Source organism: Enterococcus sp. AMC1086 (assembly GCF_058216575.1).
Map to the genome: position 1 here is coordinate 2,521,265 of NZ_CM177100.1, position 15,909 is coordinate 2,537,173.

The 15,909-nt window shown below is 31.8% G+C and carries 9 protein-coding genes; 2 read left to right on the forward strand and 7 right to left on the reverse strand.

Annotated elements, in window-relative coordinates; translation table 11 throughout:
- Nucleotides 1-6: 6 nt before the first annotated feature.
- From AC4BC4_RS11860 to AC4BC4_RS11890, 7 genes are all read right to left on the reverse strand, one after another.
- Entirely contained in the window at nt 7-2,373 is a 2,367-nt protein-coding gene (locus AC4BC4_RS11860) for a C39 family peptidase (RefSeq protein WP_490475828.1), read from the reverse strand.
- Between the two features lie 684 nt (nt 2,374-3,057).
- Nucleotides 3,058-4,362, reverse strand: a complete 1,305-nt coding sequence (locus AC4BC4_RS11865; protein ID WP_438755906.1) for an ISL3 family transposase — start codon at nt 4,360-4,362, stop codon at nt 3,058-3,060.
- A gap of 239 nt (nt 4,363-4,601) precedes the next feature.
- On the reverse strand, nt 4,602-5,954 hold the full coding sequence (locus AC4BC4_RS11870) for a DUF6056 family protein (protein WP_438756998.1): 1,353 nt from the start codon (nt 5,952-5,954) through the stop codon (nt 4,602-4,604).
- Nucleotides 5,955-6,073: 119 nt separating this feature from the next.
- A complete protein-coding gene (locus AC4BC4_RS11875) occupies nt 6,074-8,215 on the reverse strand; it encodes a glycosyltransferase family 2 protein (RefSeq protein ID WP_490475829.1) in 2,142 nt (713 codons plus the stop codon).
- 15 nt (nt 8,216-8,230) lie between these two features.
- Entirely contained in the window at nt 8,231-11,440 is a 3,210-nt protein-coding gene (locus tag AC4BC4_RS11880; RefSeq protein ID WP_490475830.1) for a glycosyltransferase, read from the reverse strand.
- The gene (locus AC4BC4_RS11885; protein ID WP_438757001.1) at nt 11,430-12,653 is read right to left on the reverse strand and encodes an ABC transporter ATP-binding protein; all 1,224 of its coding nucleotides are present in this window, start codon (nt 12,651-12,653) and stop codon (nt 11,430-11,432) included. Before AC4BC4_RS11885 ends, AC4BC4_RS11880 begins: the two co-directional genes overlap by 11 nt.
- Before the next feature lie 21 nt (nt 12,654-12,674).
- Nucleotides 12,675-13,481, reverse strand: coding sequence for an ABC transporter permease (locus tag AC4BC4_RS11890; protein ID WP_438757002.1), 807 nt, complete (start codon nt 13,479-13,481; stop codon nt 12,675-12,677).
- A gap of 285 nt (nt 13,482-13,766) precedes the next feature.
- On the opposite strand from AC4BC4_RS11890, the gene AC4BC4_RS11895 reads away from it, so the two are divergent.
- Both AC4BC4_RS11895 and AC4BC4_RS11900 read left to right on the forward strand, forming a co-directional pair.
- Nucleotides 13,767-14,741 carry a hypothetical protein gene (locus tag AC4BC4_RS11895; protein WP_490475831.1) on the forward strand — a complete coding sequence of 325 codons (975 nt, stop codon included), beginning with the start codon at nt 13,767-13,769 and terminating at the stop codon, nt 14,739-14,741.
- The gene (locus AC4BC4_RS11900; protein WP_438757004.1) at nt 14,741-15,745 is read left to right on the forward strand and encodes a glycosyltransferase; all 1,005 of its coding nucleotides are present in this window, start codon (nt 14,741-14,743) and stop codon (nt 15,743-15,745) included. The genes AC4BC4_RS11895 and AC4BC4_RS11900 overlap by 1 nt, the downstream gene beginning before the upstream one ends.
- Nucleotides 15,746-15,909: the final 164 nt, after the last annotated feature.

Below are 15,909 nucleotides of genomic sequence, written 5' to 3' on the forward strand. Positions count from 1 at the left end.
TCTATTCTACTTATCAATAGCAACTGCCATTTTATTAGGACTATAAGACAGTCCCACCGTTCCTTCACTAACCGTAAGCTTACCATAAATTGGATCCGCCACATAAAAAGTATTACCATCAAATCCAGTTATTAGCCAAACATGAAGATTCGCAACTTTCAAAGATCCATAATAAGTTCCATCAATAATAGGCGGCGCCAAATATGGATATGTTCCCCAAACAACTAGAGGATTTCCTTTCATTAATTCTTCTTTAAATCGAGCGGTATTAACTCCGCTAATATCTTTAGAATTAGGTGCATATCTTTTCGCATATGGTGTAAATGCTTTCGGGTAAATAGTATGGAATCCGTATCTGTCTGTCGGGTTCCCATTAAACCCATCATGCGGATTTCCTGATGAAGGAACTTTAGGAACAGCATTTGTAACTTGATGAACGTTTTGTCCCTTCGTGGCACCTAAATACTGCAGTGCCATGTACAAAGAAAATTCTTCACAACCATTTGGATAGCCATAAGTATTTTGATTATAAAATGGTACATCCATAAATGTTTTTTGTCCTTTATTTGTAGATACAACTATGTTTCTATTAGCTGTAACATTACCATAGGGAGTGACTAAAAGTGGATAACCATTTCTATCTAAAATTTTTCCTCTTACGTTTATCACGGTTCCGGCAGCAATATCATTGCCTCTTCGTAATGCTTGGTCTGTATAATAGTGCTTCGTCTTCAATTCAATTTTCGCAGGAACATCAAGGTAATAATTACTAATATTGGATGGTGCCTTTTTATAATTATTTGAAACTTCTGGCCCAGAAGATGTTTTTTTAACTATAATAATCTTAAAAGCTTCCATTCTAAAACCATAACCAGAAGTACCACTGACACCACCATTTTTATTCCAGCCTAACCAACCAAAGTATTCTGTGTGTGTTTGATAGTATATATCAAAATGTTTTGCTAATTCTCCAGTCAAATGAACATCATAAGCTTCAACACGTTTTGATTGACCAACAGTACCACTCAATTGATTATTAGAAACATAGTTTTGCCAGCCGATGCCTTGAACATGGCTACGATACTCAATTCCACCTGAAACCGGAGCATTCTCAACATTTATCTTAATCGCTTCAATTCTTTTACGCTGATTTGTTGTACCGCTTTCTTGACCATTTTTACTAGTTGCTTGCCAACCAATAGATTGAATATGACTTTGATATAAAATTTCAGGTTGCTTAAATTGTACAAAGTGTCTTGTTGAAGGTTCCGAAACCTCTATACCTTTTTTGACTAATTTGATTTCTACCGATTCTAACTGGTATCCAAACCCAGCCGTGCCAGCATCTTCTCCATTTTTTGCCCAATCTAACCAACCAAAGTTTTTAGCATGTACACGATAATAGACATCAAAGTGTTTAGCGATATCCCCGATTAATCTGATACTGATTGCTTCCATACGCTTCGCCTGACTAACCGTTCCAGTAATAGAATTATTTGATACATAGTTTTGCCAACCAATGCTTTGCACATGACTTCTGTATTCAACTCCTCCATCAACTGGCAAATTATCAAGTGCTATTCTCATTGCTTCCATACGTTTGGATTGGCCAATCGTTCCACTAGTCTGTCCATTAGACTTTACAGTCTGCCAGCCGATGCTTTGTATGTGACTTTGATAATTAACATTCGGCTGCTTAAAGTCTAATGAAGGTCGCGTTGTTTCTCCTGGTGCCGCTAATCCTTTTTCGATTAGTTTAACTTGAATCCTTTGAACTTCATACGAAAAAGCAATAGTTCCAGCATTCTGTCCATTCACGGCCCAATCCAACCAACCAACATTTTGAACTTGAACTCTATAATAAAGATCATATCTTTCTTTTAAAATTCCCGTTAATTGAAGCGAAATAGCTTCTAGTCTTTTTCCAGCTACACCACTAATTTCATTAGCATCTACATAATCTTGCCAGCCAATACTCGCCACATGTGAACGATATTGAACTGTACCTAATTCTGGCTCTATACCGTCTAAATTAATTTTAAAAGCTTCAATTCTGTTATCTTGAATTAAACTAGGCCCGCCTTCTTCCTCTCCAAATTGCCAACCTGTTTTTTTATTGTAAACTGAATAGCTTAATTTGACTTCCTTATCCTTTGTTTCAGAATCTTCATATCCAACTGTTTCATTTGTATCGTCAATTGTACTTGCTTCTATAGCAGTGTTACTCTTTTCTTCATTTTCAGTACTTTCTTGCGTCAATTGACTTTCAATAGTACTAGTCGACTCACTTATTTCTTCTGCTAAAACAGATGATGGCGTAACCATCATACATATCATCATACCAACAAATAAACATCCTAATTTTTTTTTCAATTTTACACCCCTTCTTATCATATTAGCTTGATTGTAGCAAAGTATTTTTTTTTTGTCTATGAGCAAATCTCCTGCTATATCTAATTATCATCTAACTGAAAAATTTCAGAAAACAAAATGAATCACTCAATATTTTCTTAGAATACATGGAATCATTTCTATATTTTATTCGATTAAATTATTTCAAAAAAATAGAACAGACTAAAAGGAGAATCTTTTCGATATTCTCTTAAAGGAAAATAAGTGAATAGATTTAACCATTATATTTTTATATCTTGTCTGATTTCACTGAAAGATGTTTCTGAGTAACAAACCTATTTAAGTCTATAGAAACAATCTGTTTCCTACGAATCCTGTGACAGAGTTTTTGTTACTGAAATGAGTCTTACTGAAAAATAGTATTTGATTTCGAATAAGGGTGACGCTATTCATTCCTAAACAGCTCAGAAAAGTCACCCATATAAGTGTAATTGCTTGTCAAAAGAAGATATCTGTTTCTCCTATTTATCGTGCCTTGAAACAGTTTCATGAACCAGCAAAAATCAATACTGAGTTTTGAAAAAAAATGAGCTTGGGACCTTACGTCCCAAGCTCTCACAATATTTGGGCTCTTTGTCAACTAATGTTGGTGAAGAAAATCCAAAGAATTAAATCAATTATTGTAAGGCCTAGAGGAAAATACCTCTAGGTTTTTCTATTTGGCTGAAAAAGAACGTTACCAAAGCATAAAGCAATTCTCAATTTAAAGTTATAAAAGTTACGAAACCCATACGCATTTCTCTTTAACACTTTGATATGGTTGTTCAAGCATTCCAATGGGCCATTGGAATAGGATAATTCTAGAGCATGCTTAATTTCATTTTGAACTTTCTTAAAGGTAGAAAAAACTGTTTGGTAATAGACGGGAAGTCCAGAACAATCTTGTTCTAATAGCGAGTGGAATCTTGTGTAGTCTCGTGTTTGTACCGCATAAAGAACGTTCTGATAACAGGTGTAACCAGATTTTAACTCCTCATCATATGCAAGGAGTCGATCAACGAGTTCTGTTTCTGTTAAATAGGTGCGGAAAGAAGGACGCCATTGGCGTTTTTCAAAATCGAGCTTCGATTGGTTCTTTTGAAGAAGTTTCCAGTACTTCTTCAAGTGTCGATATTTTTTTGCCTCTACAGTTCCTTTCTGGAGAAACAGATTCATTCGTTGAATGCGGTGTTTTAAAAAGGTTCGTCCAATGTGTTGGACAATGTGAAAGCGATCGAGAATAATCTGAGCCATAGGAAACAATTTTTTGACGAGAGAAAAATAAGGAGCGTACATATCACAAACGATATATTTTACACGTTCACGAACAGACAAAGAGAATCGTGAAAAATAACGTTGTAAAAAGGACAATTGACGGTTTTCAATGACATCAATTAACTGCTTTGTTTGACCATCCATCATGATAAAACTCATAGAAGCAGCGACCTGTTTAACCGATTTAAATTCATCAAAACAAAGGACTTCAGGCAAGGTCAGGCGATTGATTTTTTTCGGTTCATAAAATTGTTTCAAGACGCGATAGACAGAAGAAACAGAGACCTTCTTTTGACGCGCAATCTCACTCATAGACGTGACCTTTCTTAATCGATCGGCAATGGATAGCTTCACTTTCTTAGAAATCGAACACCCTTTTTGGATCAGACTTGTTTCAGCGACGAACGTTCTTTCACAGGAATAACAGAAGAAACGGCGTTTCTTCAAGCGTAAATACGTTTGATACTCAGACACATCGTTCATTAAAATAAGACAAGTCGTATAGCCCCAACGAATAATCTTTCCTTTTTCTTTCTCTCCACAATGAAGACAGGAGTGGGCTAAATAGTCTAATGTACCAGAAAATACCTGACAAATTCGTCCCTTAATGCGTTCTTTTTCTAAAGAATTTTCAGTAAAAGTAATGTTTAAGTCTAGAATATCTAAGGTATTTTTGATAAGATTGGTGTAAGACATCTTGATTTCCTCCTTTTAATTGGTTTTAGTCGACTTAATTCTAAAGGATATCGGGATGTCTTTTCTATTATTTTGCATTAAAAAAAGATGCCGGTGATTTCTCACCAACATCAGAAAGTATAGAGCCAATATTTGATTTAATTCTTTGAATTTTCTTCACCAACATTCGTTGATAAAGAGCTTAGATCTCTATCTATTTATAGTAGATTTCAACTTCTATTTTTATATTACTATTTAAATCAAATTTTTTCAATACTTCCTAAAAGTACTGGTAATAATAGGTTAAATATTGGATAAATAGCAAGCATTATTAACAGCATATTTTTGGGAATTTGTATATCATTAATCTTTTTATTCACCAAGTCATATGCGACAATAACAAATAACACTCCCGCACAAACAAATACTCTACTACCAGAAGCAAAAAGAGTAGGCGAAAACCATAACATGATAATTGAAAATAAAGAAGCTATCATACACAATAATGAGAATTTTTTATAAGTAGCACTTCTATAAACTGCAATTCCTGTAATAATAAACAGAAGAAAAGCAACAAAGAAATTCTTTATCACTACAGTAAATGCATCAATACTAAAAAGTTGCTTTATTGAGTAATTATAAATTTGACCAAGTCCACTTGAAAATCCTGGAAACAGATACATGCAAGACAAACAAGCAATAACGATACTTATTATAAAAAATGAAGACCTATTTAGTTTCAATAAAAGTAAGGATGACAGAATAACTAAAAGAAATAGAGAAAAGATATTATTGTAAATTCCCATGACCATAAAGTTTAAACCTACTTTTATATGTGAAAAAACTGATAATTCATTGAAGTCAGGATACCACTTTTCAGTTTCTCTTTGAAGGCGCAAAGCATTACCAGGAGCAAAATACATGAATAAAATCCCTAAAAACATAAGTACTGTTTTAAATAAAAGAAAAAATAATTGCTTTTCTTTTTTTATAAATAACATCAAATGTCCAGTCAATGCAGCACAAAATCCAACCATTAAGTATTGTTCATTGCTCAATGAAAATAATACTGTCGATAGTATACTGAAGAAAATCCAACGATTTTTACCCCATTTATCTCCTCTAAACACATAATCTGCATAAGGTATCATTGAAAACAATCCTAAGGCTAATGGCCATAAATAATTGACTGCTCCTGTAATCCATAAGAAAGAATGGAAAAACATTTCAAAGTTCATAAATCCAAATAAAGTACAGACAACAAAAATATCAAAAGTCTTTACTTCACTTTTAATTATACGAACTACTGAATAAGAAGTTAAAATTACGGCCAAAGAAGTAATTGCCCAATACATAATCATAGGTACAGAAAAAACAAAATACATTACGCTATCAGGGAAAAACCTTGCAGACCAAGTCATATAACGATTTGATATATAATCAAAATAATTTTGTTGCTGACTTATTCTTTGAAACCATTCATCATCTGTCCCTTTTTGTAAACCAAAAAAAGATAAATAATAAGTAATACTTAAAAATAAAATGACAAGAGCAATCATAGATTGATTTTTCACAAGCCAATTTTTAACCTGATCTTTCTTTATTTTATCCATTTTTACCTCCTTTTGACCACACAACATTTTTTATCAAAGACTAAAAATAATAAATCCTGCCCTCTTGTCTTGACTATCAAATACTTTTTAATTCTTATATCTTATTGTACGACTAACTTTTAAGACTCGATACGAATCGTAAAATTACCAGTCCCTCTTGTCAAATTTGGGCTATAAAATGGATCATTATCAATATACTTACGCCATTTCTTTTGCAATAATTTTTTTTCACCATCAAAACGTGTTATTTTTTCTGGAGTGTTCTCATATCCTCTAGACTTTGATTCAAAGTGATATAATTCAGCTTGATGAACCCATACGTTATAGCGTCCTAATTCATATATCTTCATACATAAATCAACATCATTAAATGCAATAGTAAATTCCTCATCAAAACCACCAACTAATTCAAAGTCAGCATTTTTCACTAATACACACGCTGCAGTAACAGCTAAATAATCAACATCCAAATATAGACGCCCAAAATATCCTAAGTCTTTGTCTGGGAAATAGTGATGTCCGTGACCAGCAACGTCACCTAATCCCATAACAACTCCCGCATGTTGAATTGTACGATCTGGATAATATAATTTGGCACCAACACAACCAATACGATCAAATTGACCATAAGAAACCATACGTGTCATCCAATCAGATGAAATAACTTGGGTATCATTATTCAAAAATAATAAATATTTTCCTTTTGCTTTACTAGCAGCAATATTATTGATACGCGAGTAATTAAACGGGATATCAATTTCATACACAATAAACCGACTTCCAAGCCTTTTTTTATAACTAGAATACAATTCATCCATTTTAGGGTCATCGCTATCATTATCTGCAATGATTATCTCATAATTTGAATAGCTAGTTTTATCAATTATAGAGTCAACACATGTTTTGACATCTTCATAGCCATTTTTAGTTGGAATGATAATACTTACTAATTCTTCACTTATCACTTCATAAGATATGGTATAGAAACCTGGTGCAATCCCTTTAGAGACACTCCCTTTTATACCTCTGCGATACAAAGCATCTTTCAAGACTTTTATACCCACATCGTTAGCATATGTTTTTTCTGAAGCCGATAATGCAGTTGAACCAGGGATTGTGCGCCAATGGTACAAAACTTTTGGTATATGTTTAATATTTTTTTCTGGAATCTGTTCAGTAAAACGTAAGACTAAATCATAGTCTTGAGAACCTTCAATACACGTTCTAAAACCATCTAAATCCATTAGTACACTACGGCGGTAAACACTTAAATGTGAAATATAATTGGTTCCCATCAACAAATCAGGAGACCAATCTGGTTTAAATGCAGGCTCAAATCGATTTCCATCTTCGTTGATTTTATCTTCATCACTATAAATGAGATCAACATCTGGAGTCTGATTTATAATCTTGACAACTTCTGAAAGTGCATTGATTGCAAGTTCGTCATCATTGTCTAATAGCGCAACAAATTCACCTGAAGCTAATTTCAATGCATCATTACTTGCTGCACTGATGTGACCATTCTTCTGACGATAGACAACTTTTATTCGATCATCTTTTAAAGAAAATCGTTCTATGGTTTTTTTAACTTCATTATTAGTAGATGCATCATCACAAATACATAGCTCCCAATTTTCATATAATTGTTTTTGTACAGATTCAATACATTTAGCTAGCCATCTCGGCTCAACATTATAAACAGGCATAACAATAGAAATAAGCGGTTGAACCTTAAATTGATCTAACTCTTCTTGTAATTCAGCAATATTCCAATTCTCATTTTGCGTAATCCATGCTCGATATTCATCACCATTGATAAATTTTTCTAGTTTGTAGCGATTTAAAGCATTTTTTACTCCATTGCGTTTTAAGTAACTTAGTCCTTTCCGAATTTTACTAATTTTCAGTTGAGTAGGTGTTTCTGTTCCTAGCTCAATCGAATACTTTTTACCAAGTTTTATCGTGTAGTCGGATACTACTTTATTTGTAGTAAACTGAATCGTAACTTTTCCTTTTAATGATTTAGGCTTGATATTAATTTCAAATCCAACACACATTTCATTAGGTAAATCAAACAAAATATTCACATCTATTCGGTAAAACTGAGTAATTTCAACTTCTGCATTTGGACTTGATTTTACAGTAATGATTGGTGCTACCTTGTTTTTCTGATCAAAAGCCCAGCCTTTTACAGTAATTGTTTTATCTTTCCCATTTCGGAGAATACTATCAATAGTGATTGTTACTTTATTTGTCATAATTTCCTCCAAAATTTAAAATGATAATGGATTTCCGTATGGATCAATCAATCCATCTTTTGTCCACTTCTTCTCTAGTTCAATCAATATTTCTGGAACAAAGTGAAAATCGATTGATTCAGATTCTTTTAATTTAGCATATGACGCATAAACAATATCTTTTTCTAACAATTTTCTTACTTTCAAACTAAAGTCAAATCCCATCACTTGAGAACCAAATTCTTCCGATATTCCATTTACTTGTTCAAAATCATTTTTTCTAAATATCATACAATCTTCAGTTGCAGCATGGATTCCTCTTGGAAGTCCAGCACGATAATAATAACCCAGATTTTGTGCTGGATTGTTCCTTTCTGGATAAATGATTTTGCTATTTTCTATATCATAAGTTACACCAATGTTTGAGATTAAGTTATCATTGCTACTAATTTTTCCACAAACAATACCACTCTCTTCTAATTGAGCAAAATTCATTAGTTCATTTAACCATGTGCCAGATAGTGGTGACAGATTTTCATTTAGTAATAAAATAAATTCACCTGTAGCTTGTTTCACACGTGCATTGATATCACCATCTACAAATCGAACTCTAGCATCTTTAATGGACATAGTAAATTTTGAGGATGTAGGAACCAAAATTTCAAAATTAGGATAGTAAGTTTTTCTCAATAATGACTCTAAGTTATTATTAAAATTTTTGCTATTCCCAACAAATACAACTGAAACTTTTGGCGTCGTATCATGGATAAAATCAATTTTATAACATCCATAAAACTCAGCAATTTTAACATTTCCTTTTAGATTTCTTCGTTTTAGTGCAGCTTCAAGTGCACGTTGTCCAGCTACATAAGCATATGTTTTACTTTCAGGATTTAGTGCTGTAGAAGTCTCAATTGCCCGCCAATGATACAAGATACCTTTGATATGGTGAATTTTTTTTGCTTTCTCAGTCGCACGTAAAACAAAATCATAATCTTGACTACCATTATATTCCGTTCTCAAACCACCTACTCGATTTAAAAGTTCATTTTTTACAACAACAAAGTGTGTGATGTAATTATGTTGTAAAATTAATTGACGATTCCAATTGGGCTTAAAGAATGCATCAAACCTTCTTTCTTCGAGAGTCATTTTATCTTCATCTGTATAGAAAAAATCTATATCTCTATCCTTGTTCAGCGCTTTTACAATTTCATATAGCGCATTGGGTGCTAATTCATCATCATTATCCATAAAACCAACATAATCGCCAGACGCAATTTCCAACGCTGAGTTAGTTGCCTCTGAGATATGCCCATTTTTTTCTCTGAATACTAATTTTATTCTTTCATCACTAGCAGCATATTTTTCAAGTAACGGTCGGATATATTTTTTTGGGGAAGCATCATCTGCTAAACATAATTCCCAATTAGTATAAAATTGATTTTTTAAGGAACTTATACATGCATCTAACCATTTTTCTTCAACGTTATATACTGGTACTGCAATTGATATTTTGGGTTGATACTCAAAGCTCATTATTTCCGTGAGTATTTTCTCCTTGTCAAACACTTCATTTTGAGCAATCCATTTTTCATAACTATTCTTTTGTACTTGATTATTTAATAGCCACTTAACTGAGCCTTTTATTCCTTTACGTTTCACAGCACCTAAAATCCTACGTATTCTCGAAGAAGGTTTAGCTGGGAAATATAAACCAATATGACGATTAATAATCACATCACATGATTCACCATCTTCAGTAGATACGACAAAATTAAAAAATTGTTCTAATTTGTAATCTGCTACTTCAATTTCGAAACCATAATCCAGATTTTCTGGAAAACCAAATCCTTCATTTATTTCAGTACGATGTATTCTCTTTAATTTGAAATAAGGTGCGTTGTTCGCTTCTAATTCAAAATTTAGTGGCATTTTATCTACATTAGAGACTCCCCAACCTTTAATAGTAGATGTCTTGGTTAGTTCATTTCTCACTGTACCATCAATGTTTAGCGCCATTACTCTATTCAACTCTTCGACAGACGTCTGAGAGAAAGCTCTCTCTGATTTACGTCTAGCAGGTTCCCATTTTTCACTAGATACTAAATCATAATATCTATTTATAACCATTTGCTTTTCTGCTTCAACTTCTTTTAATCTTTCCATCATTAGGTTCATTTCATACAAATACTGACCTTGATAAATAAAATCAAAATTCAAAACAAGGTCCTTCCCAGCAACATCTTCTCCAGAAAGAGAAAAATATGCTGGTTGCATATTAGTGAAAATATATTTTTCATTATGTTCAAAGACAGCACTAGTTTCAACATTATGACTTTGCTCTCCATTTACATCGACAAAAAATCGAATAATTCCACCAATGTTCTCTGGGAAAGGCATAATTTTTAACGATTTCACACCTAAAGGAACTTCAATAGGCAAACTTTTGTTTTCACCAGTAAAATTATTGACTGAAATCACAATTTCTTCAATATTATCTTCTAACTCATACTGAAGTAATACTCGTCGATGGTAATATGAGTTTTCAGGTATTACTCGTATAGGAGATTCAACTGGGCTTTTCTTAAGTGCGTAAAAATACTGGTATACTTCACCAAAAGGTCTTTTTCTAAACGCATCCACCACTTCTATAGGTAAGTCTTCATAGTGAGCATCAATCTCGTTATTTCCAACTACATTTATCGTAAAATCTTCTTTATTAATGTATAAACCTATTGAATCAAATACTTTTTCAAATCCAGACTGTGTATAAAATGTCTTGTGTGTGGCATCTAACAAACCATACTTTGTCCAATTAAGTTTATTGTTGAACAGATTGATAAGTACTGAATTATGAGCGATATTTGGAAAAGTAATCAATACTTCTCCATCATCTTTCAAAAATTGTTTTACAATTTCCAATGTCTTAATTGGGTCCATTAAATGTTCCAATACATCTGCAAATACGATATAATCAAATTTTTTCCCAGCATAATAATCTGCCCATGTATACTCTTCTATATTCCCATAAAATCCGTCATTAGAAAATGAGATGACATAGTCATACAATTCTTTATCTAACTCGACGATTGACACTTCACATTTTTTAGCCTCTATTAAGTATTTAGTCATTCGTCCGTTTCCTGGTCCAAATTCTAATACAGAACTTTGGTTTTCGATGTAAGAAGCAATTTTTCCTACACTAGTACTTTCATCAATATCCATTTCAAAATCATATTTCATTTTTTATGGTATCCTTCCACTCATGATCTAATATAACAATTCCCTCGCCTGTATATTGGCCACTAATGAACATTTTCAAATATTTTGTTTTGTATTCCAATGGAACAGTTGCATGTTCTTCAAAAAAAGCAATATCAAAATAATATTCACCTGTTAGCAATGACATCTTCTCATACTCAATATAAAAAGTATTCTCTCCTTTTCGCCAAGGTATAGTCACTTTATCTAATAATGTATTCAAACCACAAACATAATGATTATCAACTGTACGAATAGCCACACCACAAACCGGATTTTTTATTGACTCTCTTTTTACTGTATAATTAATTTTTACAATTACTTTTTGATCTTGCTCAACTATTTCAATTGGAGACAAATCAGAGTTTAAAAGTTCTGCACTATTTACTTCAACAATGTCTGGAACAGTATTTTCCTGATCAGTTTGCTTTGATTTTTCAGTATCAATAGTTTTGATAGATTTTTTCTTTAAGAAATTTTCATAATTTGATGAGACGTTCATTACATCGCCTTCTTCAACCACTTCACCATTCTTTAACCAATAGACTCTATCACAAAAACGACGGACAGAATTGATATCATGGGAAACAAATAAAATAGTCTTTCCAGAATTTTTTATTTCAGTAAATTTATCCATACATTTCAGTTGAAACTCCAAGTCACCTACAGCCAAAGCTTCATCAATAATTAAAATATCTGGATCAACATTGATTGCAACAGCAAAGGCAAGGCGAACAAACATTCCACTAGAGTATGTTTTTACTGGCTGATATAAGTGATCTCCGATATCTGCAAACGTAATAATGTCTTCAACCATTCCATCAATTTCCTCTTTTGAAAAACCTAAAACCATTCCATTCAAATAAATATTGTCATAGCCACTATATTCTGGATTGAATCCTGAACCTAATTCTAATAAAGCAGAAATTTTACCTTCGATTTCAATTGAACCAGAAGTAGGTGTTAAAACACCTGTAATGATTTTTAACATTGTCGATTTACCAGAACCATTCTCTCCGATAAACCCAATCATTTCCCCTTTTTTTACATGAATATCAACATCTTTTAATGCATAGAATAAATCATGGTAACTTTTACGTCTTGGATCCAAAGCTTCTTTAAAACGATCTGTTGGTTTAGCATACATGTTATAAGTCTTAGTAATTTTGTCTATTTTAATTGCATAATCTGACATAACTGATTCTCCTTAAGTTTCTTATAGAACATCTGAGAAATGAGGTTTCAATCGTTTAAAAATAATTGAACCGATCAATAACATTCCTAAAGTAAATATCCAAAAATAAAGTCCTAGTGCCCAATGTTCCCAGAACCAACCTTCGCTTAAGAAAGATTCTCGATATCCTTGAATGACATAGTAAAGGGGGTTAAATTTCAAAAACTGAACAACTTTTGGAGAAAATTGGCTTGGCGACCAAAGAACTGGCAGTGTCCACATAACTGTTTGTAAAATAATACTTATAAACTGCATCACATCAGGCAAAAACGGCTGAATTGAAGTAGTAATCCATGTAAGACCTGTTAAAAAAGCACCTAAACAAATTAAGTAATAAAAAAGCTGCAAGGTTTGCAAAGTAGGTGCAAATCCATTAAGAATACAAATAACCAATGTGATAAAGATAAAGAATAAATGTGTATACAAATTTGCTAATATTTTTGTTGTTGGCAAAATTCGAATATTAAACACAACTTTTTTTACTAAATAAGTATACTCTCTAAAAACATTCGTTGCTGATGTGAGTGAGTCTGAAAAAAAGAACCAAGGAACAATCCCAGTAATCAGAAAAACTATAAAAGGATATTTTCCGTCCGTTAAACCAGCCTTGATTCCATAACCAAAAACAAACCAATAAGTTAATACTGTAACTAAAGGATTTATAAAAGCCCAAAATATCCCGAAAAATGAACCAGCATATCTAGCCTTAAAATCGTTTATTGAAAATTGTAATACTAATTTTTTATTTCTGTAGATATCCATTATAAAAGAAAATAGATCTTTAATCATTTGAATTTTATTCCTTCCGACACTAATGTATTTTTACGCAGAGTTTCTAACTTGTTAATTATCATCCTTCTTTCTAATAGACTATTTTATTCTATAATTAAGAAGCGGTGCATGAACCTCAATAAAACTTTAACACTACTATTCTACTTAAAAGAGACACACAAATCAAGTTTTGTATAATTTTTTAAGGAAGTTAATATGAAGTTACTATTATATAGAAGTAAATTGATTAATTCACCTATATAGAGTAAACTTGATTTTGGTAAAAAAGAAAGTGAGGTATTTATGAAAGTTGATACAAAAAATATTATAAAGATTATAGGTAATATCGTAACTGTTTTAGCAATCTTCTTTGTCTTAAAAAAATTGATTAGCAGTGACATCGATTATAGCACATTATTCCAGTTCAAAAATATCATTCCTGTTCTCATTATAGTAATCATACAATCTATTATTGTTATTACGAATAACAATCCTTGGAAAAAGTTAGTCGAATTATTTTCTAATGTAAGCATTCCTTTTAAAGATAGCATTGTAGTTTATGTTAAATCCAACTTATTAAAATATGTTCCTGGTAACGTTTTTCAGTACGTCGGTAGAAATGGCTTGGCAGTAAAAAAAGGTATCCCACATATTGAAGTTGCTTCAGCAACTCTAGTTGACGTGGGCATGACTGTTCTATCAGCATTACTAATATCCATTTTTTTCCTGTACGACTACATTTTCACGTTTATCGTAAAAAATAACTATGTCCTATATATTCTTCTTGGTATCTTAGCTTTTTTAGTTATTCTCGCAATACTCTTCTTTTTGTTTAAAGAGAAAGTAACTTCATACTTTAGTAAGTATGCATATTTGCTACATCCAAGAAGCTTAAAAACTATTTTCATCTGTCTATTTTACTATATTATAGTAATGATGATTTCAAGTTTGATGTATATTATTACACTTGTTTATATTTTAGATGTCCCACTTGATTTTTCATTATTTTTAAAACTGTTTTCTGCATATACTCTTTCTTGGCTTGTTGGTTTTATCACTCCAGGAGCTCCCGCAGGCATTGGTATTAAAGAAGCCGTAATGGTTGGTGTAACAGGTGGCTTACTGAATATCTCGACAATTACTCTTTCCATGGTCATTCTAAGAGTTCTAACAACTATATCAGATGCTTTGGCATTTATTATCATCATTTTTTGGGACAAATTTATCAATAAAGAAGAGACTACCACAAAAACAATTATTGATGGAGGCAATCAATAATGACACAAAATTTAACCGACTCTTTAAAAGGAAAAGATACTGTTTTCGTATCTACAAAAAATATTGATTATATAAGAAATACACAAGAAATAGAATTAATAAGTAAATATAGTAATTCTATAAAAATTATTGCATTTTCCACAAAAAACTATTTACTTCGGGTTTTAAAAGTTTATTTCCATTTAATTCCTGTTCTTTTTAAGAAAAAATATGATGTTCTATTTTTAGGTTTTTCACCACAATTACTTTTTCTACTATTTCCTTTTTTTCCTAAAAATAAATTAATTATTATAGATTTTTTTATTTCTGTCTATGACACGCTTGTCGATGATAGAAAAAAATTCAAAAATGGTGGTATCCTTTCAAACTTAACTCATTGGCTAGATACTAAAACAATTCACAAAGCAGATTTGGTCATTACGGATACTCTAACACATGGAAACTACTTCTCAAAAGAATTCCAATTTCCAATTGATAAAATTGAAACTATTTATATATCAGCTGATACTAGTATCTACCAAAACAATAGGACAATAGCTGAAACAAAACATTCACAACCTTTTGAAGTTATTTATTTTGGTAGTATTTTACCCGTTCAAGGAATAGAGATTATACTTGATGCCATGAAAAAGTTAAAAGATGATCCTTCAATAAAATTTACTATTGTAGGTCCTATTATAAAAAAATATCAGCTTGATAGTAATGATTTTCCTAATACAACTTTTATCGAATGGTTGACACAAGAACAATTAGCGTTGCAAATAGCTAATTCAAACTTAGCATTAGCTGGACATTTTAGCGCTACTATTGGAAAAGCAAATCGGACAATTGCCGGTAAAACATATATCTATAAAGCAATGAACAAACCAGTGATATTAGGAGATTCTGAAGCCAACAGAGAACTTTTCAAAGAAGATAACAAGAATAACTTCTATGTTGAACGTGGTAACCCAACTGCTTTAGCAGAAAAAATCAAAAAGATCAGTAAAAATGAGTTAGAATAGCATATATCTTTAGAATATCAAAGACGTAATGAGTTCGTAATATATTTTTAATCCTTTGTCAACTAATGTTAGTGAAGAATATCTACAGAATTAAATCAATGATGAAAAAAACCTACAGGAAAATTCCTCTAGGTTTTTCTATTTAATTAAAAGTGTCGATATTT

Bases quoted from the DNA above. Each gene is read 5' to 3' on its own strand.
- AC4BC4_RS11865 (WP_438755906.1), bottom strand. From the start codon at position 4,362: ATGTCTTACACCAATCTTATCAAAAATACCTTAGATATTCTAGACTTA.
- AC4BC4_RS11870 (WP_438756998.1), bottom strand. From the start codon at position 5,954: ATGGATAAAATAAAGAAAGATCAGGTTAAAAATTGGCTTGTGAAAAAT.
- AC4BC4_RS11875 (WP_490475829.1), bottom strand. From the start codon at position 8,215: ATGACAAATAAAGTAACAATCACTATTGATAGTATTCTCCGAAATGGG.
- AC4BC4_RS11880 (WP_490475830.1), bottom strand. From the start codon at position 11,440: ATGAAATATGATTTTGAAATGGATATTGATGAAAGTACTAGTGTAGGA.
- AC4BC4_RS11885 (WP_438757001.1), bottom strand. From the start codon at position 12,653: ATGTCAGATTATGCAATTAAAATAGACAAAATTACTAAGACTTATAAC.
- AC4BC4_RS11890 (WP_438757002.1), bottom strand. From the start codon at position 13,481: ATGATTAAAGATCTATTTTCTTTTATAATGGATATCTACAGAAATAAA.
- AC4BC4_RS11895 (WP_490475831.1), top strand. From the start codon at position 13,767: ATGAAAGTTGATACAAAAAATATTATAAAGATTATAGGTAATATCGTA.
- AC4BC4_RS11900 (WP_438757004.1), top strand. From the start codon at position 14,741: ATGACACAAAATTTAACCGACTCTTTAAAAGGAAAAGATACTGTTTTC.